Origin of the sequence: Pseudoalteromonas sp. KS88, from assembly GCF_004766475.1 — a bacterium.
GTDB lineage: Bacteria > Pseudomonadota > Gammaproteobacteria > Enterobacterales > Alteromonadaceae > Pseudoalteromonas.
Map to the genome: position 1 here is coordinate 1 of NZ_PYHV01000005.1, position 26,069 is coordinate 26,069.

The 26,069-nt window shown below is 40.0% G+C and carries 24 protein-coding genes and 1 pseudogene; 18 read left to right on the top strand and 7 right to left on the bottom strand.

Annotation, left to right across the window (positions count from 1 at the left end; all coding sequences use genetic code 11):
- Window positions 1-210: 210 nt before the first annotated feature.
- Window positions 211-573: pseudogene (locus tag C7Y70_RS02375) on the bottom strand (hypothetical protein); the annotation flags it as partial.
- 252 nt (window positions 574-825) lie between these two features.
- On the opposite strand from C7Y70_RS02375, the gene C7Y70_RS02380 reads away from it, so the two are divergent.
- From C7Y70_RS02380 to C7Y70_RS02415, 8 genes are all read left to right on the top strand, one after another.
- The gene (locus C7Y70_RS02380; protein ID WP_135473238.1) at window positions 826-1,371 is read left to right on the top strand and encodes a hypothetical protein; all 546 of its coding nucleotides are present in this window, start codon (window positions 826-828) and stop codon (window positions 1,369-1,371) included.
- A 616-nt stretch (window positions 1,372-1,987) separates the two neighbouring features.
- The gene (locus tag C7Y70_RS02385; RefSeq protein ID WP_099292751.1) at window positions 1,988-2,248 is read left to right on the top strand and encodes a hypothetical protein; all 261 of its coding nucleotides are present in this window, start codon (window positions 1,988-1,990) and stop codon (window positions 2,246-2,248) included.
- A gap of 116 nt (window positions 2,249-2,364) precedes the next feature.
- Window positions 2,365-2,730 (top strand): hypothetical protein, encoded by a 366-nt coding sequence (locus C7Y70_RS02390; protein ID WP_135473239.1) that lies wholly within the window; start codon window positions 2,365-2,367, stop codon window positions 2,728-2,730.
- Between the two features lie 127 nt (window positions 2,731-2,857).
- Window positions 2,858-4,300: an amidohydrolase family protein gene (locus tag C7Y70_RS02395; protein WP_245321328.1), complete on the top strand. Its 1,443-nt coding sequence runs from the start codon at window positions 2,858-2,860 to the stop codon at window positions 4,298-4,300.
- 428 nt (window positions 4,301-4,728) lie between these two features.
- Window positions 4,729-5,139, top strand: a complete 411-nt coding sequence (locus C7Y70_RS02400; RefSeq protein ID WP_135473240.1) for a hypothetical protein — start codon at window positions 4,729-4,731, stop codon at window positions 5,137-5,139.
- Between the two features lie 156 nt (window positions 5,140-5,295).
- Window positions 5,296-5,649: a hypothetical protein gene (locus C7Y70_RS02405; protein WP_135473241.1), complete on the top strand. Its 354-nt coding sequence runs from the start codon at window positions 5,296-5,298 to the stop codon at window positions 5,647-5,649.
- A 148-nt stretch (window positions 5,650-5,797) separates the two neighbouring features.
- Window positions 5,798-6,151: a DUF6559 family protein gene (locus tag C7Y70_RS20565; protein ID WP_180270361.1), complete on the top strand. Its 354-nt coding sequence runs from the start codon at window positions 5,798-5,800 to the stop codon at window positions 6,149-6,151.
- Between the two features lie 170 nt (window positions 6,152-6,321).
- Window positions 6,322-6,618, top strand: a complete 297-nt coding sequence (locus tag C7Y70_RS02415) for a hypothetical protein (RefSeq protein ID WP_099292743.1) — start codon at window positions 6,322-6,324, stop codon at window positions 6,616-6,618.
- 485 nt (window positions 6,619-7,103) lie between these two features.
- On the opposite strand, the gene C7Y70_RS02420 is transcribed toward C7Y70_RS02415, so the two are convergent.
- A complete protein-coding gene (locus tag C7Y70_RS02420; protein WP_135473242.1) occupies window positions 7,104-8,072 on the bottom strand; it encodes a dihydrodipicolinate synthase family protein in 969 nt (322 codons plus the stop codon).
- A gap of 605 nt (window positions 8,073-8,677) precedes the next feature.
- On the opposite strand from C7Y70_RS02420, the gene C7Y70_RS02425 reads away from it, so the two are divergent.
- The 7 genes from C7Y70_RS02425 to C7Y70_RS02455 all read left to right on the top strand — a co-directional run bounded on the left by C7Y70_RS02425 (window position 8,678) and on the right by C7Y70_RS02455 (window position 16,993).
- On the top strand, window positions 8,678-9,541 hold the full coding sequence (locus C7Y70_RS02425; RefSeq protein WP_135473243.1) for a PhzF family phenazine biosynthesis protein: 864 nt from the start codon (window positions 8,678-8,680) through the stop codon (window positions 9,539-9,541).
- A gap of 13 nt (window positions 9,542-9,554) precedes the next feature.
- A complete protein-coding gene (locus tag C7Y70_RS02430; protein WP_135473244.1) occupies window positions 9,555-9,914 on the top strand; it encodes a hypothetical protein in 360 nt (119 codons plus the stop codon).
- Window positions 9,915-10,306: 392 nt separating this feature from the next.
- Window positions 10,307-13,300, top strand: a complete 2,994-nt coding sequence (locus C7Y70_RS02435) for a TonB-dependent receptor (protein WP_135473245.1) — start codon at window positions 10,307-10,309, stop codon at window positions 13,298-13,300.
- A 216-nt stretch (window positions 13,301-13,516) separates the two neighbouring features.
- Window positions 13,517-14,563, top strand: a complete 1,047-nt coding sequence (locus C7Y70_RS02440) for a proline racemase family protein (RefSeq protein WP_135473246.1) — start codon at window positions 13,517-13,519, stop codon at window positions 14,561-14,563.
- Window positions 14,560-15,645, top strand: coding sequence for a Xaa-Pro peptidase family protein (locus tag C7Y70_RS02445; RefSeq protein WP_135473247.1), 1,086 nt, complete (start codon window positions 14,560-14,562; stop codon window positions 15,643-15,645). The genes C7Y70_RS02440 and C7Y70_RS02445 overlap by 4 nt, the downstream gene beginning before the upstream one ends.
- Window position 15,646: 1 nt before the next feature.
- Window positions 15,647-16,591 carry an ornithine cyclodeaminase family protein gene (locus tag C7Y70_RS02450; RefSeq protein WP_135473304.1) on the top strand — a complete coding sequence of 315 codons (945 nt, stop codon included), beginning with the start codon at window positions 15,647-15,649 and terminating at the stop codon, window positions 16,589-16,591.
- A gap of 87 nt (window positions 16,592-16,678) precedes the next feature.
- Window positions 16,679-16,993 carry a hypothetical protein gene (locus C7Y70_RS02455; RefSeq protein WP_237113925.1) on the top strand — a complete coding sequence of 105 codons (315 nt, stop codon included), beginning with the start codon at window positions 16,679-16,681 and terminating at the stop codon, window positions 16,991-16,993.
- Between the two features lie 48 nt (window positions 16,994-17,041).
- Here the strand turns inward: C7Y70_RS02455 and C7Y70_RS02460 are convergent, their stop codons facing one another.
- Genes C7Y70_RS02460 through C7Y70_RS02470 form a run of 3 tightly spaced genes read right to left on the bottom strand, consistent with a single transcriptional unit; the run spans window position 17,042 to window position 18,768 of the window.
- Entirely contained in the window at window positions 17,042-17,662 is a 621-nt protein-coding gene (locus C7Y70_RS02460) for a flavin reductase (protein ID WP_135473248.1), read from the bottom strand.
- 9 nt (window positions 17,663-17,671) lie between these two features.
- A complete protein-coding gene (locus C7Y70_RS02465) occupies window positions 17,672-18,403 on the bottom strand; it encodes an SDR family NAD(P)-dependent oxidoreductase (RefSeq protein WP_135473249.1) in 732 nt (243 codons plus the stop codon).
- Window positions 18,403-18,768 (bottom strand): DUF393 domain-containing protein, encoded by a 366-nt coding sequence (locus C7Y70_RS02470; protein ID WP_135473250.1) that lies wholly within the window; start codon window positions 18,766-18,768, stop codon window positions 18,403-18,405. Before C7Y70_RS02470 ends, C7Y70_RS02465 begins: the two co-directional genes overlap by 1 nt.
- Before the next feature lie 218 nt (window positions 18,769-18,986).
- Between C7Y70_RS02470 and ppc the strand changes: the two genes are divergently transcribed.
- Entirely contained in the window at window positions 18,987-21,632 is a 2,646-nt protein-coding gene (gene ppc / locus C7Y70_RS02475) for a phosphoenolpyruvate carboxylase (RefSeq protein WP_135473251.1), read from the top strand.
- Here the strand turns inward: ppc and C7Y70_RS02480 are convergent, their stop codons facing one another.
- Entirely contained in the window at window positions 21,633-23,684 is a 2,052-nt protein-coding gene (locus C7Y70_RS02480; protein WP_135473252.1) for an ATP-binding protein, read from the bottom strand.
- Window positions 23,685-23,936: 252 nt separating this feature from the next.
- Between C7Y70_RS02480 and C7Y70_RS02485 the strand changes: the two genes are divergently transcribed.
- Entirely contained in the window at window positions 23,937-24,314 is a 378-nt protein-coding gene (locus C7Y70_RS02485; protein WP_099292715.1) for a hypothetical protein, read from the top strand.
- 49 nt (window positions 24,315-24,363) lie between these two features.
- Window positions 24,364-25,293: a cytidine deaminase gene (gene cdd, locus C7Y70_RS02490; RefSeq protein WP_135473253.1), complete on the top strand. Its 930-nt coding sequence runs from the start codon at window positions 24,364-24,366 to the stop codon at window positions 25,291-25,293.
- Here the strand turns inward: cdd and udp are convergent, their stop codons facing one another.
- Complete coding sequence (gene udp, locus C7Y70_RS02495; RefSeq protein WP_135473254.1) at window positions 25,294-26,049, bottom strand: uridine phosphorylase; 756 nt, start codon at window positions 26,047-26,049, stop codon at window positions 25,294-25,296.
- Window positions 26,050-26,069: the final 20 nt, after the last annotated feature.

A 26,069-nucleotide genomic window follows, 5' to 3' on the forward strand; every position in this document is an offset into this window, starting at 1 on the left:
CATATACAAAGCATGACCAAGAATAAAATCGATAGTGTTTTCTTTGCAAAAATCAGCGACCCAATACCAACAGTGCATGCACTCTACGCCAAGAAAATAAATAAGACACCCATCTTAAATTTTAGACTTTTTGTATCAATGCGTAGCTTTAATAAAATTAGAGTGGGTGTCTTTTTAATATTGAGTGGGTGTCTTTTTAATATTCACTACTTCGCGTGCACGAGATAAATCGCGTACAGCTTCATCTTCAGGCTCAGGAACATAAATAGGTGTTAAATCTTCAGATTTAAGTAATTTAGCGAGCTTAAGGGCATCACGTTTATCGGTTTTAACTTTCTCACCTGTTTTTAGGAATAAGAGAGGGTGCGACCACATAACAGCAATGGCCGAGGCTGGTAATTAATCTGTAAATCCACAATTTATAGGAAATAAATTTGAACCGCGAAGCAGCCCTGAAAGGTGAGTATCAGGACGATACGAATAATAACTAAAAGGGACGGCTTCTTAGACCAAGTGTAGCGTTGCGCCAAGGTATTTAGATTCAAACTGACTAATAAGCTTTTGAGCGGCCAATTTGGAAGAAGAAAATCGACCAAGATGAACTAGTTATGCAACTCTATGCTCTTCAATATAGGCGACTTCATTGAATGTTTTATGTGTATCAAGACCGATAAAAAGTATGTTATGTTTATTCAAGTTAGCCTCTGCTGTTTAGTTAATTGACAAACTAATTATGGCTTTGAATAAAACTAACCCACGAAAAGCGGAGGCCAACACCGTGTGGGACTCATTATGTTTAAGTAATTTCTGAATTAAGGAGCATTTGTGAAATTTGAAGATGCACAAAAAGATATGAACTTGTCATATTTTGGTGGAGGAACAGGTGTTTTAGTTTCTGGTTTAGTTTGGTGTATCGCAGGTTCTATTGCATTACTATACTCAAATCAATCGAGTATGCTGGCTCTTTTTTTTGGTGGTATGTTTATACACCCATTAGCCATGTTACTTTCAAAAGTTCTCAAACGCCCAGGAAGTCATGATCCAAAAAACCCTTTAGGCAAACTAGCATTAGAAAGCACCATTATTTTATTTGTTGGTTTATTTTTAGCTTTCTATGTAGCAAAGCTTCAAGTTGAATGGTTTTATCCAATAATGCTTATGATAATTGGCGTACGCTATTTGGTTTTTCATACTTTATATGGCATTAAAACTTATTGGGTTTTAGGTATTTTGCTTATGCTTTCTGGCATGTTGTGTATTTTATTAAATGCAAACTTTGTAATCGGTGCATTTATTGGTGGAGTAACAGAAGTCATATTTGCACTAGTAATTTTTAGTCAGACGAGAGGTTTGGTTGTAAAAACCACATAATAAGCAATTAACAGCACAAAAACAGTTGGCTGTTGGAGTTATTCTACAGCCTCGTTAGGTATTCGTGGACAGTTCAGGCATATTCTTAAATATTGCCAAAAGTATTCTAATTCTCGTTGTAGCTCTTTTCGTTATTTTTTGGTTCCCAAGTCCTGCTTTTGATGCCTGTTTTCTTAATAATACTTACGTATGTAGATAATGGACCAAGATATTTGCCGAGTGTGTTTATCTTAGTTTCTTACTTTTTAGGCCCTAAAAGTAAATATTACTATTTTTCTGTCTTCATGCTTTTTGCGAACATTGGTAGTGCAGAGTGCATCAGGTTTGGTGTGCAGCTATTAGATGTCCTATTTCAAATACCGTTCCAAACATTTTTTACAGCGGCATCATTGCTTTAGTGGTAATAATTGCGGTAAGGTTTATAAAGTGTAGCTGGGTTACAAAATGTAACTGGGTGCAAAATATCTCTAACAAGCTAATTAATAAGGACTTAAAACAGCTTGCTGTTTTCGTTTCTCAACATTTTAGCAAACTATTTGTAGCCCATTACTAGGGCGTGAGGCGAATAGTTGAATAATCTACTATAATTAAAATTTACTGAATAAAGGACTATAAAATGAAGAAAATGTCTGTTTTAATTTCAATGTGCTTTTTAGCTGCTTGTAGTAATACTAACGATGTATCAAGCAACAAAAGATATACCCTGACATACGATAATGGAGCTCCTGTTAGTGCTCACAAAAAAATAAATGACTGCAACGCTGCTGCTGTCGTTGCTAATATCAGAGAAGTTAATAACTGGAATAGTAAATACAGAAACTCAAAAACGGCTCCATTAAATAAATCATCAGCACCTAGAAAAGCCTCGTGTGAATAAGCCTATCTAGCCAATCAAGTGGGACTGCTAAAATATGGCTCAGTTCCGCTTCGTTTCACATTATACCTATACATTATCAGCCCATAATTAGGGCGCTATATTTTACGGAAAAAGAATTGAGTCTTGGAAGATGGGATGACGCAATACTCAAAAGCCTCCTATACGTGGGAATAGGTATTGCTGTCTGGGCTTTATTTGCTAATTTAGCACCATTATCAATAAGTGGCCTTTTTGGGTTGGTTGTTACACTTTTACTATATGCAGGTGTTTATCTGCTTGTTTCTATTGCTGGGTGGTTAATAATTGGGTTTCCACTTCATTTTTTAATAAGCAAATACACAAATCGCTCTTATTTATATTATGCAGCTTTACCAATGGCGTTTGTTCTACCTCCTCTGTATTATAAGGGATCATTATTGCTTGGTCTTGCCGCATTATTTCAAGCTCTAATATTTCGATTTTACGTATATAAAAAAGTATAACAAACGCATCAAAACTGACTCCGCAAACAGGCCTGTTTTTTGCGATACATACGGCACAAAAAGCGTCCAACTTGCTCGGCAGTTTAAGCGGGCGTTAACTGTTTAATTAATCTCACATGGAAGTATCATGTTTAAAGTATTATTACTCTCTATTTCATTGTTTTCTTTTGCTTCATTAGCGAAGGACAACATTCTAATAGAGAATGTCACTATCGTTTCATCTCACTTGCAAGCTCCAAAAACTCAAATGAATGTATTATTAAGTGATGGACGAATTAGTGAAATAACTCGCAAAAAGATTTCATCCTTCGATCTTAAAATAAATGGTTTAGGTAAATTTTTAACGCCAGGTCTTATGGATAGCCATGCGCATGTATCGTCAATCCCTGGTATGGGGTTTGGTGTCGAGCCAGTAGCTATTAAAAATCAGGTACTCGCACAGGCATACTTTGAGCAACAGCCAAGGAGCTTTTTATATTATGGGGTTACTCAAATACTTGATCCGAATCCGGGAGTAAGTTTTGATTATTTTACTTCAGCGCCTCAACACCCTGATTACTTTCGTTGTGAAGTCTTAACATCAAAAAACACTTTCCCATATGTAGAGAAAACAGACGATCTATCAAGATCAATGTTTACTTATTTAATTGATGAAAGTGCAGGCGCAACCACGGAAAACTCAGTAGAAAGATTAATTGGTAAAATTGCTGATTCAGGAGCTTCATGTATAAAGCTATATTTTGAAGACGGTTATGGTAATGCTAATCAGTGGGCGACACTTTCAACGAACACGTTAAAACGAATTAAACAAGCTGCTAAAAAGTCTAATTTACTGATAGTCGCTCATGCTAATGCTTTAGATATGCAGCAATTAGCACTTTTAGCAGGTGTTGATGTTATTGCCCATGGTATGTGGAACTGGGGGCAGTATAATCGCGAACAAAATATACCCAAAGAAATATCTAACACTTTGAATAAAATGATTAATGACGAAGTGGCTTATATGCCAACACAAAGAGTGATTGCTGGATTGGGTGAAGTAATGGACCCAACTATTGTTAATTCTCCTGAGTTTTCATCTGTCACACCTAAGCCACTTATTGATTGGTATAAAACGGCTGAAGCGCAATGGTTCAAAGAAGAGCTTAGAGTTGGCTTTGATGGAATGCCTGACCAATCAATTTCAGATGCATTTTTATATGGGCGAATAGGAAAAGGTAATAAAGTTATTCAATACCTAAAAAGTGCCGACCATCCTATTTTATTGGCATCGGATTTCCCAGGGAGCCCGAGTTTTGCCAATCAACCAGGACTGACAACCTACCAAGAAATGAAAGCTATGGTTACCGCAGGGCTATCGTTGAAAGAAGTGCTGGCGGCGGCCACCATTAATAATGCTAAACAATTCAAAATTGAAAATGATTACGGTACGGTAGAAGTTGGTAAAATTGCTAACCTTTTATTGCTTAAATCGAACCCTTTAGACTCTATAGAATCGTGGAATAGTATAGAAACGATTATCCTGCATGGAGAGCCTATAAAACGAGAAAGTTTAGCGGCCAAAAAATAGTGAACATTTTTAATAATAAAAAATACTACCTTTTTAGACAAAGGAAGTATTTACACGAAACCTAGTATTCTTATTTTTTAGTGCGTTTGTGCAAAGTCTGATAGGTAATATTCAGTTTAGATTTTTGATTATACAGATTTAACTAAAATAGATATGGTTGAGTGAATAAAACGTGATGTAAAAAAGTTGTGTGAATTAGAATATGTGCTGGATAGGTCATATAACATGATTACCTCTGGCAGGTATATACCGTTTGATTAGGAATACTCACCCATAGTCATGAAACTATTACCTGTAGCGTAAGATAATTGGGCAATATATCTAAAATATTTTCACTAACGAATGAGCATAAAAGCAGGTCGTGCTCATATATTGCTATTTGGTATTGTACGTCGTAATAGCGGCATTTTTTTAGCAAGGAGGTTGCTTTGAGATATTTAAGCATGTTGCTATTTGCACCTTTAATAATATTTCCGGCATTAGGCGTTGTATTTTTATTCGCTAGTATTTTCTCTATACAATTAGGTGTCACCCAAAGTGAACTCTGGAAAGCTTATAAGATGATCAGTTTTTTTGGTGTGGTAATGGCATATATGGGTAATACAGTAATTGGTATCCCTGTTATTTTCATTCTTGATAAACTTAAACGTTTAAATTATTTAAATGTCGTGATTTTTTTACTTTTTCTGGTTTTAGCCTTTTGTATAAAAGAAGGTCCTTTATATTCTTTTAATGTTCTTTCACTCGATAGTTTAAAATTCTTATTGTGGAAGTTCCTTTGCGCATTTTACTTTTCTATATGTGTTGCTACTACTGATTATCTTATATTTAAAAAGTGAACAGTGACGCAGGCAGGTTTTACCTCGCACGTAATAACTTTTTTTGATATGTAGGGTACTTTGCGAGTGAAAGTTTAGTTTTTAATGCACACATTTGTAGTTAGAAACTGTGTAGTGAAAGCTGGGAAGTCCAGTCATTAATTAATAAGGAAAGTTATGAATTATAAAAACGTTTACCTCCCAATTAAAGCATTAGCTTTATTATCTTTTATTTCTATTGCTTTGAAGTATTGGGGCCCTAGTGAGGTGGGCTTTTATTTGCTGCTATCGCCTTATGTCGTGTTGTTTTATTTGTCGAATGCTAACAATTATCGAAACACCAAGCTTTCAATTATAAGAGGTATTCCAGCAGGGCTAACGCTGCTGTTAGTTCCTGCTTTGTTGTTTGGAATCGAGCCAGATGCGCAAGCAGGTATAGGATTAATGTTTGGGCTGTTGTTGCAGCTTGCATCAATTAGTGCAGCGGAATTAATCATTCTATTTTTTCTCAATGACGAACAGAGAATTTAATCTGCTGTAAAAACACGTTTTTTAAACAATAACTACGTTATATGGCAATAACCATGTTATTAAAAGAGTGAGTGAAAGTCAGTTAATGTGTTATTTTCAATAACCGTGATTGCGCTCAATATAGCGTTTAAGGTAAAGGAGATACATTATGTTTGGTAAAAAGTCGACAATCCGAAAGTATAAATACAAACTCCGCCCGATATTAACTAAAAGGTATGGCGCAAGTGCAACATACACAAAAGGGCAAGTTGATAAAACGGTAGATGAAATGGGTTTTAATAGGCGTCATATTCATTACGCCTATTTAATGTATTGCGAACCGGCTACCTATAAGGCTAATACGCCTGAGAACGAATCAATCGATTCAATGAACAGCACAATTTCTTCAGTATCTGGAGTGGGTATTTTAGGGGCACTTTTGGGAGCCTCATATTACAGTGACGGAGGCGATGGCGGAGGAGGTTTTGGAGGGGGAGACGGCGGAGGTGGCGGTGGTGATTAATGAGCGCAGCAGTGATGATTTAAAAGATTCAATGCGTTTTTTGATAATTCATCCACCGTATAAAGCTTAAATAAATCATAAAAAAACAGTTTAACCTATAAAAACAAAAAACGAGTGAAGCAACGGGCTTGTTCAATACCGCTGTATTTTATGTAAAGTTGAGGATGATAATGAGAAAAGCTATTTTAATATTAATGACATTGACGTTGTATGCATGTTCTTCGACGCCTAAACTTGATGCAAATGAAGAGTTTGAGCGGCTTTACATTGCGCTTGGAATGGAAGAAATATTAAGCTCATTCGGCGGTGAAATAAACATCAGTCCCGAGCAATTATTTTCAGAAACGCTGAGAGACTTACCTGAAAGTCAAAAACGAGTTTTTATTGAATCTATTCCATCAAAAGTAATGACCGATCCTATTAATGTAAATGCAGCTAAGGTTGTTTTTAAAGTTAGGGTCTGTTGACCTTTACGGATTAAAATTTGTTCAAACTAGGAGCGATTTAATCGCGGCGCGAGGTTTGTAACCTAGTGGGCTAAGTAAAAACCGAGCAACAAAGAGTAAATTGCCCCTAGGCAGAACCCGAAGGGCAGCGCCTGTTTGGCATTGATGCTGCGTTATCACCTATTTATGGGGAACAACCACACCACATAGGTGCTGCCTTGCCTAAATACCAAACAGGCTGCTGCAAATTTAACCTTTAAAGGTCAGCAGACCCTCATTACTCTCACTATTAACAGCAGAAGAGTTAAAGGTTGCAGCAGATTTTTACTCTAGTGATTTAGGTTTAAAGGCCCATCGAGCTATTATTGATGCTGAGGTGGCTGTTTCAGAGTCTTTAGATTGATTTAATATCGTATAACCCATAGAAGGTTTCACTTTATCAATGTGGCGCTTTGGGTAAAAAGCGCCGTCATTATGGCGCTTTTGTTTGCGAGTATTTAAAATAATCAGTTTATTAGATCCAGCGCTTCTAGCCTTTCTTTTGCTAAAGTATAACGCGTGTGCACATCATTAATTTGCTGTTGCGTTAACTTTTTACCAAAAGTACGAAGCCCGCCGGTTACATCATTATGATGAATGCCAAACGCAAACTTAAGGTATTCCAACAGCAGCGGTTGTGCATCAAGGTAAGATAGAGAATTCATAGCCTGTGATATTTTATTTGCCTCGTCCCATTCGCCTTTGTTTACGTGTTCCTGCATAGTGACACTCGCTTTGGGGAATATACAGCCCACGCCAGTAATTCCACCGCATGCACCAGCAAGCCCTGCATGAACAGTAACAGTGTCGACTCCTGCTAGCACTTTTAACTCTTTGTTTTCTATCATCATTGTTTCAATAACTGATACATCAATTGTCGATATTTTAAGTGCCGTGACTTCAGGTAGAGCTGCAAGCCGAGTGAGAAGGTCAGTTGAAAGCGCATGATAGCCTGCTGCGTCAGGATTGTTATAAGGCATTATTGTAATACCTGCTTCTTTTGCAGCTGATGCACTAAGCGCGTAATACGCATACATTTGTTCATCAGAAGGGGTTTCTTTAGTTTTTGGCGGCATTACCATAACGGTATCTACACCAACCGTTGCGAGTTCTTTAACTATTATGGCAAGCTCTTCTTTGGTTTCTGCCGCCGCACCACTGATTAATGGCACGTTGTATTCTTTAGCCACACTTGAAAGGGCGTTTAGTAAAAAAAGGCGTTGCTCATTGCTTAGGTAGCTGTTCTCACCCAATGTACCAGAGCCGACAAGTCCACCCATGCGAGTGCCACCCTTTCCTTGCACTTTTAAAATATTTGCAGCGTATTTTTTTGTTACATCAAGGTCTATTTCAAGGGTACCGGACTCTGATTCTTTTAACCATGTAAATACAGCAGGCATTACGGTATATCGCCAATCTTTACTGTTCGTTTGCATTCTATTTCCTCTCATAAATACATATTGTATACATTATACAAAGTGATTGTATCAGTTAAAATACTTTCGGCAAGGCTGGATTGAAAATAAACTAGCCGTCATGATCAACGTTTATAAAAGCTAAAGCAGCTAAGCGAGAAGAAGGGCTTACTAATGGCCACAAACATTTCTTTCAAATTTAAGCATACTAAGGCGTGAAAAAGGGATGAATAAGTTGAACTTACGAGCTCACACTAAAGCGCATGTTTGGCATTTATACTGCGTTATCGCCTATTTATGGGGAACAACCACACTGCATAGGCGCTGCCTTGCCTAAATACCAAACATACTGCTGCAAAATTAATCACGAAAGGTCAACACGCCCTAGTACGTGTTCTGTCATTTTTATTGTAAACCGTTACATACGCTGCAATGCACTGAGTAAAATAACTCCGCACCACAAAAGCCCACTTAATCAGGAGTTAAAACAACATTAAAAGTAGAGTCATACTTTGCATAGCAAGACCTTAATTATTGAACCTAAATAGGAAGTCAGTTATGGTTTAATGTCAAAATCACTGAATTAAAACGCGCTGCATAATTGCTTTGTTATAAAGGAGAAGTGAGTGAATATTGAGGTTATTTTGGTTAACTCATTTACACTAAACGGACAAGGTGGCAATCCTGCGGGTGTGGTTTTAAATGCTGATAAACTGACGGATAAGCAAAAGTTAAAAATTGCACACGCTGTGGGCTACTCGGAAACGGCTTTTGTATCGAGTGATGACGAGGCTGATTTTGCAGTTTCTTTTTTTACAACGACCGATGAAGTTGATTTTTGCGGCCATGCAACGTTAGCCACTTTTTCTACCTTGTACCAAAAGGGCTTACTTGCTGCTGGCACTTATACTCAACGTACTAAAGTGGGTATATTACCTGTGACTATAGAACCTAGTGGTAAGGTAATCATGGCGCAGCAATTACCGCAAACACTAGCGTGTTTTTCATACCATGAAATCGCACCGGTTATTGGTATCGAAAGCAGCATATTGCAAAGCACTCAGTTACCAATTGAGGTCATTTCAACAGGTCTCCCCGATGTGATCATCCCTGTGCCTTATGGGTATTTAGATCTTATAAATCCAAATGACGAGCTTATCGCTGCATTTTGTAAAAAATATGAAGTGGTTGGTTTTCATGTTTTTGAGCTTTGCAGTGCTGGCGCTAAACTAACGGCGAGTTGTCGTAATTTTGCACCGTTATTTGGCATTTCTGAAGAGTCAGCTACGGGTAGCTCAAGTGGGGCACTAGCATGTTATTTGACAGAACATTTAGCTTTGGGTAGTGAATATGTATTTGAGCAAGGTAGAGCAATGGGGTGTACGTCAATAATCACAGCATCTATAGAATCAGATAATGCCTCTGTAACCCGCGTTCAAGTAGGTGGCTTTGCAAGTATCATTGATTCCCTCATGCTTCCTTTAATGTAAGGTGTCAATTTGTATGAATATAGTCTTTTTACTGTTGTCTTTATTGACCTTTATTGCAATGGGGGCGAATGCCAATTTACTTGTGATATGGAATATTTTACCCATTGCATTTATTGCGGTTGCTTATAATAAAACGGATTTTAAAGGTGTTCTAAAATCGAGTGTTTTTCATATGATTTTGGGCACGACCTTATTGCATGTTTTTTTTCACACTGTGATGTACTTTGATATTGGTAAAGCAGCTACAGGGTCTTCAACAGCGGCTTTAGGCTATATTTTCTTTCCTATTCATTCAATGCTGTTTGGTGGCCTAATTTACTTACTTTCTAAAGCCATAAAGTTGATTTGGGCAAAACTAATACGGCGTGCATGATGTGATCAAGCAGATGATTCACACTATCTCTACTAATTTAATGCTGCTGGTGTAAATCTTACGCCTTGTTCAACGTGTGCTTCGCTATTAAACAGACTTTAGCATTTTTTTCCCTTATTTTATTGCCTAAATAATAACGGCATTCATTTGACCTTACGCTCCCTGCTTTAATTTTCTAGACCTACTCACTGATAATTATAGATAATTTTAATTTCACTCAATTTGAATACTGTTAAATAAGCTAGCAATTTCATTACAAAAGGCTAGGTGATTTTTAAATGGATGTGAAATAAATGTATATTTAATATTGTATACAATATGTAATGGGTGTATATTTTTTGCGTCGAGGTTAGCTGGACGATAAAAAATCAACAGGATCTAAGGAACATTCAATGTTTACATATAATAAAAAACAGACACGGGGACTTGGCGTTAAAACGCTATTGGCATCAGCCGTTACTGCTGCATTAATGATGGCACCAGCCGCGCAGGCGGTTGACGGTAGCAGTGTGGTAAAAGGGCACGTTGTTGCTCAATCTGGCACTGATTTAATCGGCGCAACCATAACACTCAAGCATAAAAGCAAAGGGTTGGTTTATACCATTACCAGTAATGCTGATGGTGACTATTTGTTACGTAATGTACCTGTTGGTACCTACGACGTTACTATCGTAAAAGATGGTTACCAAACAATGGTTGAAGAAAATGTAGCGGTAACAATTGGTCAATCAATTATTCTTGATGTTCAGCTTTATAAAGCTGGCGCAGACATGGAGCGTATTGCTGTTACTGGCGCTGCAATTCGTCGTGTTGATATGGCGTCATCTACATCAGGGTTAACTTTTAGTGATGCAGAGCTTAAAGCAATGCCTGTAAACACTGGGTTTGAAAGTATCGCATTACTTGCTCCGGGTACGGCAGCACCGGGTGGTTCAAGCTTTAAAGGCGCTTCGAGCTTTGGTGGTTCTTCTGCGGCTGAAAATGGCTATTATTTTAATGGGTTGAACGTAACCAGTATTCGTACAGGCCTTGGTTCTATTCGCCTTCCATGGGAAGCGATTTCTCAAACTCAAGTTAAAACCGGTGGTGTGAGCCCTGAATTTGGTGGTGCACTGGGTGGTATTGTCAATGCTGTGTCTAAATCAGGTGATAATGATTTTAGATTTGGCGCAGAAGTGCGCTGGGATCCTGATAGTTTACGTAGCCAGCATGATTCTATTTTTCAAGAAAATGGCACTATTAGCACTAATACACAGCAAAGTAGCTACGATTTTAAAGAGTTACAATTATGGGCCAGTGGGGCGCTGATTGAAGATACGTTATTTTTCTATGGTTTATTTGCGCCGCGTCGTGAAGAATCAACAGGCGCAGGTCAAACCACGCATTCAGATTTTTCTCGTGATGAAGACCGTTGGTTCACTAAAGTAGATTGGTTTATCAACGAAGATCACTCGGTTGGTTTTTCAGCAATGAACAATAAGCGCACATGGACTGACAAAACGTACGCATACAGCTGGCAAGATAATGTTATAGGTGCACAGCAAGGTGTTGATGCGCCGGGCGAAGATGGCGGCAATGTATTTAGCATTAACTATAACGGTTATTTGACTGATACATTCTCAGTGTCTGCGGTAGTTGGTCGTGTAACAGAAAATGTAGAAAACGTTGTCGCATCGCCTAATCCAGGTGTGTGGGATGAGCGTGACGGTTTTACTACATTGAGCCAACATACTAATTCATCCGTCAGTGAAGAGGAATATACCCGTGACCAAGCGCGTATTGATTTTAGCTGGGATCTAGATATGCACTCTATTCAATTTGGTGTTGATTACACTAATGTTGAGGTGGCATTTCATTCAGGTCAAAACGGTTTAGGGGATGCAGAAGGTTGGTGGACAGCTAAAACAGCTGGCGAAAACGATATTTCTGGGGCAGCACTGGGCACGGACTTTATTGAGCGACGCATTCGTACTCGCGATGTTAACTCTGACGTTTCATCGTTAGCTTTTTACATCAATGATTCGTGGCAAGCAACTGATAACCTAGTACTTAACATGGGCCTGCGTTACAGTGAATTTGAAAACACAGTGACAGATGGTCGCGCGTTTGTTGATATTGATAATCAAATTGCGCCACGTTTACAAGCAATTTACGATATCAGTGGTGATGGTAGTGCGAAGGTGTTTGCAACCTACGGCCGTTATTTTCAGCCTGTATCGGCCAACATGAATATCACACAAGGTTCTGCCTCGGTTGAGTGGTTTGAGTACTTTGAGTTAGACCAATTGGATAGCAATGGCGCACCAAGTTTACTTGCTGATGGATCACCGAGCCGTGGTGATATGTTGCGTGATAGACGCTGGCGTCAACGTGGTATTACAGAGCCGGGTCTCATTGCATCATCATCACTTAAACCTATGTACAGCGATGAGTTTACCCTTGGTTATCAACAAGAAGTTTTCGATACGATGTCAGCGGGTGTACGAGCAATTTACCGTGATTTAGGCCGCAGTGTTGAAGATACCGATGTAGGCCCTGTTTTAGCTAAAAAGTTAGCAGAGATGGGTATTACTGACAACGTAGGGCAAGGCTCTTACTATGTATTGAATAACCCGGGCGAAGCGATTCAAATGTCGTACGACTTTGATGGCGATGGTCAAGTAGACAATGTGAATTTAAGTGCAGCTGAGCTTGCTTTACCCGAAGCTAAACGTAAGTATCTTGCGCTTGAATTTACTCTTGATGGCAACGTGACTGATGATTTACGCATTAATAGCTCATACACATGGTCACACAGTTACGGCAATACAGAAGGTTTGGTTAAAACAGATAATGACCAAGCAGATCCGGGTTGGACTACTTCTTATGATTACGGCGACTTAATGGATCATGGTTACGGAAACCTGCCAAATGATCACCGCCATGCGATTAAATTTAGTGGCGCATACAACATCACTGATTCACTAACACTAGGCTTAGTTGCGCGAACAACATCAGGTCGTCCGAAGAGTTATTTTTCTGTTCACCCAGAAGGGGTTGATAGTTGCCAAGCGGGCAGCCCATGGGATGCATGTATTAGTAAATACTACGGCCAAGCATCGCACTATGATGAAAATGGTGATCCTGCACCACGCGGTAGCAAAGGAAACTTACCTTGGTTGACCAATATTGATATGTCGTTGACGTATTACACTGACTTTTTTGGCGCTGATATGACATTAAAAGGCACTGTTTATAATTTGCTTGATGGCGATAGTGCACTTTCAATTAACGAAGAACGTGCTCAGTACGGTGATAATGGCTTAGAGCTTAATCCTGATTATGGATTAGTAACAAGTCGCCAAGGCGCACGCTATGTTTCGTTGACAGCGCGTATAGAGTTTTAATTTTCCCTGGTAAAACGCTGTAAGAACTCAGCGTTAGCATCTCATTACCGTGTAGGCGAGTGCTAAAGTTGAGTTAATGTTTAAGCACATTCTCATTAAGAGCAACACAGCCTTGATGCCGGGCAGGTAACTGTTCGGCATTTTTTGTAGTGAGTTATTGGCATTTGTCCTACAAAAATAAAGGTACATTGCATACAAAAATAACAAAGGACAATTATGACCCCAACTTTGTTTTCTTATTGGCAGCAGCCGCACTCAGATTGGTTATCTATCCACACCCTTGATATGCATACGGGGGGTGAGCCATTGCGCATTATTTTAGATGGCTTTGAACAGTTAAAGGGGCACACCATGTTAGAAAAACGCGCTGATTGTTTGGCGCGTTTTGATGACTTACGAAAAGCCTTAATGTTTGAACCCAGAGGTCATGCAGATATGTATGGCGCCGTTATTACTTCTGCCGAGCGATCGACGAGTCACTTTGGCGTACTGTTTTTACACAATGAAGGCTACAGTACCATGTGTGGGCATGCCATTATTGCATTGGCAACAGCCGCTAAAGACTGCGCTGATTTTGATTTTAAGCAAGGCATAAACGAACTCAGAATAGACACCCCAGCAGGACTTATTAAAGCCTATGTAGCGTTAAATGGTGAGCAATTAGAACAGGTGTATTTTGATAACGTAGCCAGCTACGTTGAAAAATTAGGCTTATCAATTGAGTTACCCATGTTCGGCGCTTTAGAGTGTGATATCGCATTTGGTGGCGCTTATTATGCATTTGTAGATGCAGACACCATCGGCTTAAATTTAACCCCCAGTAATCATGAACAAATTATTAGTTTTGGCAAAGCAATAAAGCAGCAAGTTAATAGCTATTATCAACCTAATCATCCAGTTGATAGTGAACTGAGTTTTTTATACGGAGTTATTTTTTACTCCAACTCGCAAACTACGCAGGGTGTATTTAGTCGGCATGTGTGTATTTTTGCACAAGGTGAACTAGACCGCAGCCCAACGGGCACTGGCGTAAGTGCTCGTGCTGCGCTTGAGCATACAAAAGGACGTTTATCGGTGCATCAGCGCATTGGCATTGAGAGTATTTTAGGTTCTGTATTTACGGTTGAAGTAAGTCAATTATGCCAGTTTGAGTCCATTCCCGCGGTTATTCCGCGCGTTAGTGGCAGCGCGCATGTGACCGGTAAACATACATTTTTAATTGATCCCCGCGATCCCTTAAAGCAAGGATTTATATTTCGATGAACGATCACTTTTTACAACGTCAGCAATTAATTAAACAAAAAATGGCGCGACAGGACCTGAATGCTTTTTTGGTATTAGGGCACGAAAACATTCGTTATTTAACAGGGTTTAGTGGTAACGCGGCCTACGCTTTAATTACACAGGATTCGCAAGTTTTAATAACTGACTATCGCTACTTTGAGCGTGCTCAAAATGAGTGCCAAGGCTTTGAGGTGATCAGCAGAGATCGTGATAACGAAAGCTTAGGCCAGTGCATTGCACGGTTTTTAACTGTTAATAGCCAGCTTGGCTTTGATGCCGCTTTTATTAATGTGGCGCTTTGGCAGCAAGTCGCGGCAGATTTACATACGCATACACTTTTGCCGATTCAAGGACTTGTTGAGTCGCTCAGAATGATTAAAAACGACTGGGAGGTTGGCCAAATAAAAGCAGCGGCGGCCATTGCAGATGAGGCATTGGCTCAGACGCTGCCTTATTTTAAAGAAGGTGTGACTGAGCGTGATTTAGCTCTCGAGCTTGAGTTTAGAATGCAGCGACTCGGTTCAGAAGGTATGTCGTTTGCGACTATTTTAATGTTTGCAGAGCGCACATCGCTTCCGCATGGCAGCCCAAGTAGTCGCGCACTCAAAATTGGTGACGCAATTACGTTGGATTTTGGTGCTGTGATTAATGGTTATCGTTCTGATATGACCAGAAGTTATGTATTAGGCGAGGCATCAACTAAACAACGCACACTATACAATACGGTGCTCAATGCACAGCAAGCTGCGATTGACTTACTTAAACCGGGTGTTCATTGCATTGAATTACAACACGCTGCACAACAGGTACTAGACGACTCCGGTTATGGGGCGTTTTCAGGTCAGGGTCTAGGCCATGGGTTAGGCCTGTTTTTGCATGAGCAGCCATTCATTAATAGCCATTGTGCCCATGTACTTGAGCCGGGCAACGTAATCACTATTGAACCGGGTATTTACATTCCAGACTTTGGCGGTGTGCGTTTAGAAGAAGATATTTTAATAACAGCTAACGGGTTTGAAGTGTTAACTCATGCGCCAAAACCCTTTGAGTTGGCACCTTAATATGCACATTATCGATAAAACACAAATAGATAATGCACTCAATTTCGAGACGCTATTAAGTGCGATGCAAACTGGGTTTGCACACGATTTTGGTATGCCAAAGCGTAACGTGTACCCGTTAGATGAGAGTAATGATAACCACGATGCGTTTGCGGTTTTACCAGCCTGGAATGAGCAAGTAATTGGGGTAAAAGCGTTTACGTATTTTCCGAATAATGCTCAATCAGGGTATGAATCTTTGTACTCTAAAATTATGCTGTTTTCACGTCAGCATGGAGAGCCGTTAGCATTAGTTGATGGCACGCGTATAACGTTATGGCGAACCGCGGCTGTATCAGCTTTGGCGAGTCGCTATCTTTCGCGAGAAGACAGTGGCCATTTAGTGTTTTACGGTAGCGGTAATTTAGCTGAGTATATGATACGCGCTCACCTTACGGTTAGAAGTATTAAGCGTGTAACTTTAATTGCGCGTAACCTGCAAAAAGTGACGGCTTTGCAAGCACGTCTACAAAACATATTTGAAGATGTTGAGTTTGTTATTGGTCAAAGCAATGAGGCAACAATTTACAGTGCCGACATCATAAGTTGTGCAACGGGCGCATCAGCGCCTTTGTTTGATGGAAATTGGCTAAGGGAAGGAACGCATGTTGATTTAATTGGCAATCACAACTGTGACGCTCGCGAATGCGATAGCTTAACGATAAGTCGCAGTAAAGTGTATGTCGACAGCCTCGCTAATGTGCTAGCTGAAGCCGGAGAGCTTTTAATTCCGATTAAAGAAGGGGTGTTTAGCGAACAAGAAGTGTGTGCTGAGCTTGCTCAGCTAGCACAAGAAAACAACTATGCACGCGTTAACGAAATGGATATCACGTTATTTAAATCAGTAGGCACAGCGTTGAGTGATTTAATAGCCGCTAACCATGTATATCAATCTCTACAAGGTTAGAAAAGAATGAGCAGTGTGTTATTAATTTTAGGTATATGTTTTATGTGTGCCGGCCTTTTACCCTTGTTACGTTGGTTCAAGAGCAAAGTGAGTAAGCATCATTGGCGAGTATGTGAGATTGATAATATCACTGTCGCGGTTAATAACCGCATTGCGTCATTAGAGCTGGCACAGCAACAAACCATGATGGTGAGTTTTTGGTTTGAAGGTCATATTTATAGCGTGATGGTGGATTACAGTGAATCGCTTTTCTTACGATTTAAGCAAGAAAAACCGTGCACCATATTAGTCGATACCAATAACCCACTCAATGTGTATAGCAATATCTATATGTGGCATGGTTTTGCTCTATCATGGTTGTTAGCGGGTTGTGTGTTAATTTTAGCTAGTTACTTAATCTAAAAGGGGGGCTGGAATACATCTCCAGACACCCCGCTAGGGAAGCTTGAGTTACTCGTTTACTGGCTTTTTAGCGTATGGCAAACGCATTAAATGACGGGTTTTGTGGTAACTATCTAGTCCACTTATTGCAACTGTATTGATGGTTTCAAGGTCTAGAAAACCATCATCCATCACAGCAACGTCGTCAACGTGTATATCCATAATTTCACCGATCACTAATTCGGTACCATTTACTTTCAGGTGCTGGTTTTCTACAAATTTAACTGCGTATTTTAGTCGACTTTGCTCTACAAATGGCGCCTTAAAATCAGCCAAATACTGGGGAGTAAGCCCAGTCGCGATAAACTCAGATTCATCTTTGTCATACCGTGCTGATGTTTGATGGGCTTGCTCTACAATATTGCTGTTTACTTGATTGATAGTAAACACACCCGTTTCAAGTATATTTTCAAACGTATGGCGAGGGACACTGTGCGGGCGCATGATCATACCTACCAGTGGAGGGTGTGCACCTAAGTGGATCACTGAGCTTACAATGGCAAGATTAGTGTTGCCATTACTATCTTGTGTACCAATAAGGTTAGCGCTTTTGTAACCCGATAAAGAATTAATCAAATGAGTGCGGTAATGTTTTTCAAAGTTATTAATCTCGGCTTTAGTTATATGCATAGTGGATCCTTACCAGTTAATAGGTTGACCTTGCCAGTCAATGTAAGCAGGTTTGCCAATCTCGGTGAGTGTTTCAGGGTGCTGTAATAGCATAAAGAGTTGAGAAGCAACAAACTCTGGTGTAAATAGCTTTCCTTCAGGAACGTTTCTTTGAAATGGTTTTGATAAATGTGTATCTGTTGTACCAGGATGAAACAAAATTAAACGTGTTTGTTTCGCCCGGCGTTTAAGTTCTATAGCAGCAGTGCTAAATAACATATTTAAGGCCGCTTTAGAGGCTCGGTAGCTATACCAACCACCCAGTCCGTTGTCAGAAATACTGCCTACTCTTGCGCTTAATGCGGTAATTGTACACGGCGTTTTGTGAGTTAGTAAGGGCGCAATGGCCTGCAGGCAAAGTATGGGTGTTAATGTGTTGGAATCAATAAGTGAATTGAAATACGACGCGTCTAGTTCCTCTAGTTTTTTTTCAGGCATGACATCGCCATAATGCAATTGGCCGTTAAAAATAACCACTTGATGAGGCGCCATTCCTCTGCTTTTAAGACTATTTGTTAATTCGGATAAGCTTTGTTTTGAGTAGTCCGTGATAAAATGTTCTGTCTTTTGGCTATCGTCACTTTTAATTGAGCTTCGGCTAACGCAAATGATCTTTGCATCTGGATTGCTGCGATAAATTTCGCTGATGTACGCCTTAGCAATACTACTACTTGAGCCAAATAATATATACACTGGGTTCATTATTTTATCCTGCAACTTGTTCTACACACTAAAGACGATATTTGTACCCGGTACTTTGCAAATACCCAGTAACCGGCATCAGCGAAAGAGCGAATAACGGGTAGCTGTAATATTTTTAACCAAGAATGTTTTCCGACAGCCTGCCAAGCTGCGAACGTCACATCTAAACCATAAATCATTTCACCGTTTTCACGTTGACCATGAAGATAACCCATTGCATCTGAGCGTTTTATATTTGCAAAGCGTTGTTCAAAATCATCTTTATTAATATCTTCGAGCGTAATTTTATTCTCTTTATCAGCGCGTTTGAGTGATTGCATCTCTTTGGCGCATAAAGGGCAATTGCCATCGTAAAATATGATCATAAGCAACAAAAAAATTGACGGTACGTTATTTTATGTTACGAAATAGAATATGCTTTGGATCTATTCAATTGCTCGTTTGAATGATATTAATAGAGGCACAGAATAAAAATATAAGCTTATACCGACTTTTGTTTCTACTCTCACTCCACGGTTTAAAGTCCGGTTAAGTTTATAATTAGTACCCTCAGGGTCGAATCATCAACAATGGAGTATTTGGAATGAGTGAACAATATGCCGCCTTGCGTGGGAACGTCAACTTACTAGGTCAGTTACTGGGCCAAACAATTAAAGACACCCAAGGACAAGCGATTTTAGACAAGGTAGAAGAAATTCGTGCTTTGGCTAAATCATCACGCACAGGTAACGAGCAAGATCGCCAAGCCTTAATTGATGTATTGCATGCGTTAACAGATGAAGAACTTTTACCTGTCGCACGTGCATTTAATCACTTTTTAAATTTGGCTAACGTTGCGGAACAATTTCACACTATTTCACGTTTTAATGATGTTGGTTTTTGCCAGCTTAGCCCCCTTACGCAAACCCTAAAAGCGTTATCGAGCCAGGCTGTGCAAGGTAAATTGAACCCGAATGAAATTGCCGAAAGCTTATCTAAGCTGCACATTAATTTAGTTTTAACGGCGCACCCCACTGAGGTGACCCGCCGGACAATTATCAATAAACATGTTGAGTTGAGCGAGTGCCTTGCTTCACTTGAACGCACCGATAACCTGCCTTACGAGCGCGAAAACATTTTAAATCGCATTGCGCAGTTGATAAGCCAAGCATGGCATACCGATGATATTCGCCGCTCAAGGCCTACGCCAATTGATGAAGCTAAATGGGGCTTCGCGGTAATTGAAAATAGCCTATGGCATGCGGTACCGCGTTTTTTAAGAGATTTTAGCAAAGAGGTTAAAGAACACCTTGATTTAGAATTACCGAATGATTACAGCCCGCTTGAGTTTACTTCGTGGATGGGCGGGGACAGAGATGGAAACCCGTTTGTAACGTCACAAGTGACACAACAAGTACTTGATCATGGTCGATGGATGGCGCTTGATTTGTACAGCCGAGATATTGATACGCTCAGTACGGAACTTTCGATGTCACAAGCCAGTGATGAGCTAGTCAAACTAGCAGGGCAAGACTTCGAACCGTACCGCGCTGTGTTAAAAACGCTAAAAGCACAAGTAAGCGAAACTGTCGCGCACCTTGGCGCTAAAATAATGAATAAGCGCTCTGATGCACAAGACATTGTCACGCATATTAATCAAATCAAGCAGCCGCTTGAGGTCTGCTATCGCTCATTATTAAAAACAAATATGAGTGTTGTAGCAGATGGCCTTTTGCTTGATGTGCTTCATCGTATCAATAGTTTTGGTATTCGTTTAGCTAAACTTGATGTTCGTCAAGATTCTTCGCGTCATGCTGATGTGTTTTCAGAGTTGACTCGTTATCTAGGGCTAGGGGATTACAACCAATGGCAAGAAGAAGATAAGCAAGCGTTTTTACTTGCAGAGCTTAACTCTCGCCGTCCACTTATACCAAAGCATTGGCAGCCGAGCGCCGATGTGCAGGAAGTGCTCGACACATTTGATGTGATCGCGAAACAGGATGCGTCAACGTTCGGTTTGTACGTTATTTCAATGGCACGCACAGCATCTGATGTTCTGGCTGTACAGTTGTTACTAAAAGAAAGCGGTTGTCGCTTTAAGCTCCCAGTTGCACCGTTATTTGAAACCCTCGATGATTTAAATGCAGGGCATAATGTCATCACCCAATTACTTGATAATACTTGGTATCGTGGTCAAGCAGACGGTGTACAAAATGTCATGATTGGTTATTCAGACTCTGCAAAAGATGCAGGAATGATGGCCGCTGGTTGGGCGCAATATGAGGCAATGGACAAGCTTGTACACTTAGCTAAAGAACGCGACATAGAATTAGTCTTATTTCATGGCCGCGGCGGTACTGTGGGTCGTGGTGGGGCACCCGCTGCACAAGCACTGCGCTCACAGCCACCAGGGTCGTTGAAAGGGGGGTTACGGGTTACGGAACAGGGAGAAATGATCCGCTTTAAATTTGGCTTACCTAATGTTGCGCTTGAAAGTCTCAATATTTATGCAGGCGCTGTGCTTGAAAGTAACTTATTACCGCCTCCAGAGCCAAAAGATATATGGCGTGATGTGATGGCGCTGATCAGTGAAAAATCATGTGAGCATTATCGTAATGTGGTGCGCTTTGATGAAAACTTTGTTCCTTACTTTAGAATGGCAACACCAGAGCAAGAATTGGGTAAGCTACCTCTTGGCTCGCGCCCTGCTAAACGTAATCCAAACGGTGGTGTTGAAAGCTTACGCGCCATTCCATGGATTTTTGCATGGAGCCAAAATCGTTTAATGTTGCCTGCATGGCTTGGTGCATTAACAGGTTTGCAAGCGGCACTTGAAAAGTATGGTGTTGATACACTCAATGAAATGAGTCAGCAGTGGCCGTTTTTTAGAGCACGCTTAGAGATGCTCGAAATGGTGTTTAGTAAAGCTGATAGTTGGCTCAGTGCTCATTACGACGATGCGCTTGTTGAAGCTCAATATAAGCCGTTAGGCACGCAGTTACGTAACGAACTTAAAGAGGCGATAGTGCTGGTTCAATCGCTCAGTCCTCAGCACACTCTGCTTGCAGGGCAGCCTTGGATTAAAGAATCAATTGGCCTTCGTAACCCTTACACGGACCCACTTAATGTTCTGCAAGTTGAACTTTTAAAGCGTTCTCGTGAAGCCGAAGAAGGAGGCTCTAAAGACATTGATAATGCTTTAATGATTACCATGACGGGCATTGCCGCAGGCATGCGTAATACTGGCTAATTAGTACAGACTTTGATGAGCTTTTGTGTGCTCTTTTGCAGACAATTGGGCATCAATAGGTAGGTCTATTCTAAAACATGCGCCGTACTGACAGGGGACGGCGCTTATATTTCCAAATAATTGATATTTAACTGCATTAAATACGACATTCAAGCCAAGACCTAGGTGGTTTCCCCCTAAGTTAGAGGAATAAAATGGCGTGAAAATGTCATGTATTATTGAATTATCAATCCCACTGCCATTGTCTGTAAACGTGATAATAACGCTATAGCGCTCCTGCTTAATATGTACTGCAATAAGTGCGTTGTCGACGTTTTTGAAACCGTGTTCATATGCGTTAATGAGTAATGTTTTAAGCACGTCACCAATAACTGAAGGTGATGACGTGACTGTTACCTCGTCTCCCGTAACTTGGTAACCAATTTCAATAATGAAGTAGTCTTTCAATGTTTCAAGCCGCTTATTTATGAACTGCTTGAGCTCAAATGACTTCATTGGTTTATCAGTTGAATTAGCAACATTAAGCGCTTTAAATTGTTCAATCATATCTGCAACCCGGCTAATATTGTTGATGACTAATTGTTGGGCTTCAACAGCATTTACTATGAATTGATGAAAGTCGGTGGCGCTCAAAGTTTTACTTTTAAATTTATGCTCGAGTTGTTGTAGATTTTCTGCAATGTAGGTAATTGCGGTGGTGGCTGTACCAATTGGTGTATTAAGTTGATGCGCCATGCCTGACACAAGCACCGTTAGCGAAGCTATTTTTTGTGCTTCAATTAAATTTGTTTGCGTTTTTTCTAATTTAATTAAGGTATTGCTTAAGTGCTGTTTACGTTTGAGGATGTTGGAGATCGCAAAAATAGACCCAATACAAATAATCAATAGTGATATTGCCACACTCAGAGCTAAATTTTTGAAGGCAGTTGCTCTTTGTGTTTTTAATTGTTTTTCGCGCGTGAGTTCGGCTATTTGCATTTCTTTTTCATTTGTTTCTGCTTCGGCGAGTGCTTTGGCAAGATTTACATCTGCTTGGCGTTTGATTAGTTCTTTTTCAGCGGCACTATGTTTTTTAAATGACGCGATAGCAAGCTTATTCAGCCCTGATGCCTCAAAGAGTTGCGACTCAAATTCGTATACGTTTGCAATAAACAATAAGTCGTCGTTACGCGTATCATCATTGGTGATCTGTGACAGCGCGAGTGAAGCGCGTTCATTATCACCCATAGCCGCATAAATTTTTGCTAATTCAAAGCGTGCTTTATGTTGATCAATAATCAAGTTTTGCTCAGTAAAAATTGCTAAGGATTGATTAATCAAAGTTAAGGCAAGGGAATAGTGTTGTTCAGCATGTTGGATCTGAGCCATAAGTAAGTAATATTCAGCTAATAAATAATGAAACTGATGCAGCTCTATCACTTTAACAATATCGGTGAGCAATGTATTTGCTTCACTGTATTGCTGTTTAGCAATTAAGGTTTTGGCTAAGTTCACAGTTGCAATAACCGTGTCCAGCGGCTTGTTTGCTTTATCTAAATAATCAATATAGCGTCTAAAAGTTTGCTCGGCTTCATCTAGCATGTTTAGTGCAAAGTAAACTTCTCCAATATTACTCAGTGTTTGATTTTTAATATCGTCGTTTAAAAGCGCGGAATATTTTAATGCTTCTGCAAGGTGCTCAAGAGCAAGTGCATGAAGGTCAAGCTTAATATATACGCCCGCTAAAATATTGTAGTAACCATACATCAAGCCTTGTTTAGTCGATTTCTCTGCCAAATGCTTGTAGGTAACAAGTGTTTTCATTGCGTTTGAGAACTGTTTGGCCTCGAGTTGAAACCAGGCTTTGTAATTAAGTAAAACTAACCGCTGATCAGGCGTAAAATCGTCACTGGATAATTGATCTTTTAAGCTCGCCAGTGCGGTATGAGGGCTCTGTGCATAGTTGTCACGAATTTCATTACGTAATTTCTCAAACTCGTTTTTATCTAGTGGGGTGGCAATTGCGGGGAAAAGGCAAAGCAACAGGGTAAACAAAAACACAATTTTTCGCATAAAATAGTACCGTTTACACCAATCCTTAATAAAGTTGGGTTCATTATAAAGTGTATAGGACGTGGTAAACCTCAGAATATTCTCAATTTCGCTTAAGAAAATTAGTACTTTTTTATGTTTTAAAGCCCTGGTCTGACCTGTTGGTATGATATCTCTTGACTAAAACTAATAAAAAACTACAATACCACGCCTTTTGTTGAATAAGAGTTTTTCTTATTTAGCTTAACCTGTTTTAATTCGACCGAGCCGTAAATGTCAAATATCTCAACATGCATCACATTTGATGCATCAACATCATTAATTATGATGACATTGCGAGGGACTGCGTCAGCACAGGATGTGATTAATTTTTATCAAATAGCGCAACAACATGTTGCTATGTACGGGAGCAACAAGTTACTTGTTGATGTATCTGAGGTAACGCATAATTTTCCTGCGAGCGATTTATTAAATATTATGCCTGTTATTTCCAATTGGTTAAAACATTGCACTGTGGCAAGAGTTGTTAGCTTTGATGGATTTATGCACGATTTGTTTTTACAAAAAGCGAAACGGTTTGAAATCACTGCTGAAAACTTTGAATGTTTTAGAAGTGCGAAGACATGGCTTGAAAATCAATCTGGTAATTAGCGACTGAACATTTTACACTGTGAAGCCATTAGATAAGTAAAATGTGTGTATGATTCCATCAACATCTTCTTCGCCTATAAATTCAATAACAGGGCAAACGCATCTATTTGATGAACCAAAGCGCGATGCGTTGTTCAATCAAGTAAAATTACAAAGAGGTAGGCTGACTACCGACGATATAAATAATCTATGTAATGAGTATTCACTTACCCAAGAGCAGTTGCTAAAAGCGTGTTTGCCAATAGCATCTTTGTTTGCAGTAGCACCTGTGTCACACTTTTTTGTCGGGGCAGTTGTACTTGGCCTTGATGAGAATAAGCAGGTAAACTTTTATTTTGGCGCCAATGTAGAGTTTACAAATCAACCATTGAGTTTAGTGGTGCATGCTGAGCAATCAGCGATTAATAATGCATGGCTTAATGGGGCTAAATCGATTGTGAAAATAGCAATCAGTGATGCGCCTTGCGGTTATTGTCGTCAGTTTATGAATGAACTTGCAGATGCGAGTACCTTTGATATTTTGCTACCAAACCAAGATTATAAACTTAATGAGCTATTACCAGCTGCGTTTGGGCCCACTGATCTGGGCAATGAGTACAGCTTATTTAACCCCGCTCCAATTACACAAAGTGTAGTCGGTCAAGATGGGGTATGTGGCACCTTAATCGATGCTGCATTAAATGCGTATGTGCCTTATACAAAAAATTTCAGCGCAGTAAAAATTACCACGTTTGAGCAGGGCAGTTTTTATGGTCGTTACGCTGAAAATGCCGCTTATAGTCCAAGCCTTGCGCCACTGCAAAGCGCAATTAGTCAGTTGTATTTAGCTGGTTTACACATGGATGCCCAAACAATACAAAAGATAGAGTTATTACAGACCAAAGGTGTTGAAAATCAGCAGCAAGTCAGTGAGGCTGTGCTGGCAAGCTATGCTAACTTACCAGCAATGAATGCGTATAGTATTGAGTTAGTCGACTAATTAATTTAGTAGTACTTTCGCAGCTTCAAGTACCACGGCAACCGATTTTCTCTCAATCTCGCCGTGGTCTACGTTTGGTATTTCTTGACGAGTACGGTTTACTAACACACCCGCAACGCACGCCGCTTTAAGCCCTAATGCTGCACACATTGTAAATAATGTGGCAGATTCCATCTCATAATTCATTACGCCGAGCTTCTGCCATTCTTCACAACTGCCTTGGAATGCTTTTGGTACGTAGCCTGAATAGGTGTCGTAACGCTCTTGACCTGGGTAGAACGTATCGCTTGATGCGGTGATACCAATGTGAAAATCAATGCCCAAATTATTACATGCCGTTACCATAGCTTGCGTAGCAAAAAAATCAGATACAGCAGGGTAGTTAAGTGGAGCAAAGTGCTGGCTAGCGCCATCTAGACGAACAGATGCTTGGCTTATTAAAATATCGCCTTCATTAATATGAGGCTGAATTGCACCTGTAGTACCAATTCTTAAAAATGTCGTTATACCAAGTTGAGCAAGCTCTTCTACAGCGATAGAGGTAGATGGCCCACCAATACCTGTTGAACAAATAACCACTGATTGACCACTGAGTGTGCCTAAATACGCATGGAACTCTCGGGTGCGAACAAGGCAATGAGGGTTTTCTAAATGTTCAGAAATACGAGCTGAGCGATCGGGATCGCCTGGTACAATTGCCAAAGTTGCGCCTTGCAAATCATCGCGAGTGAGTCCTAGGTGAAATACCTTTTCCATAGTGGTGCTGCCTTATCATT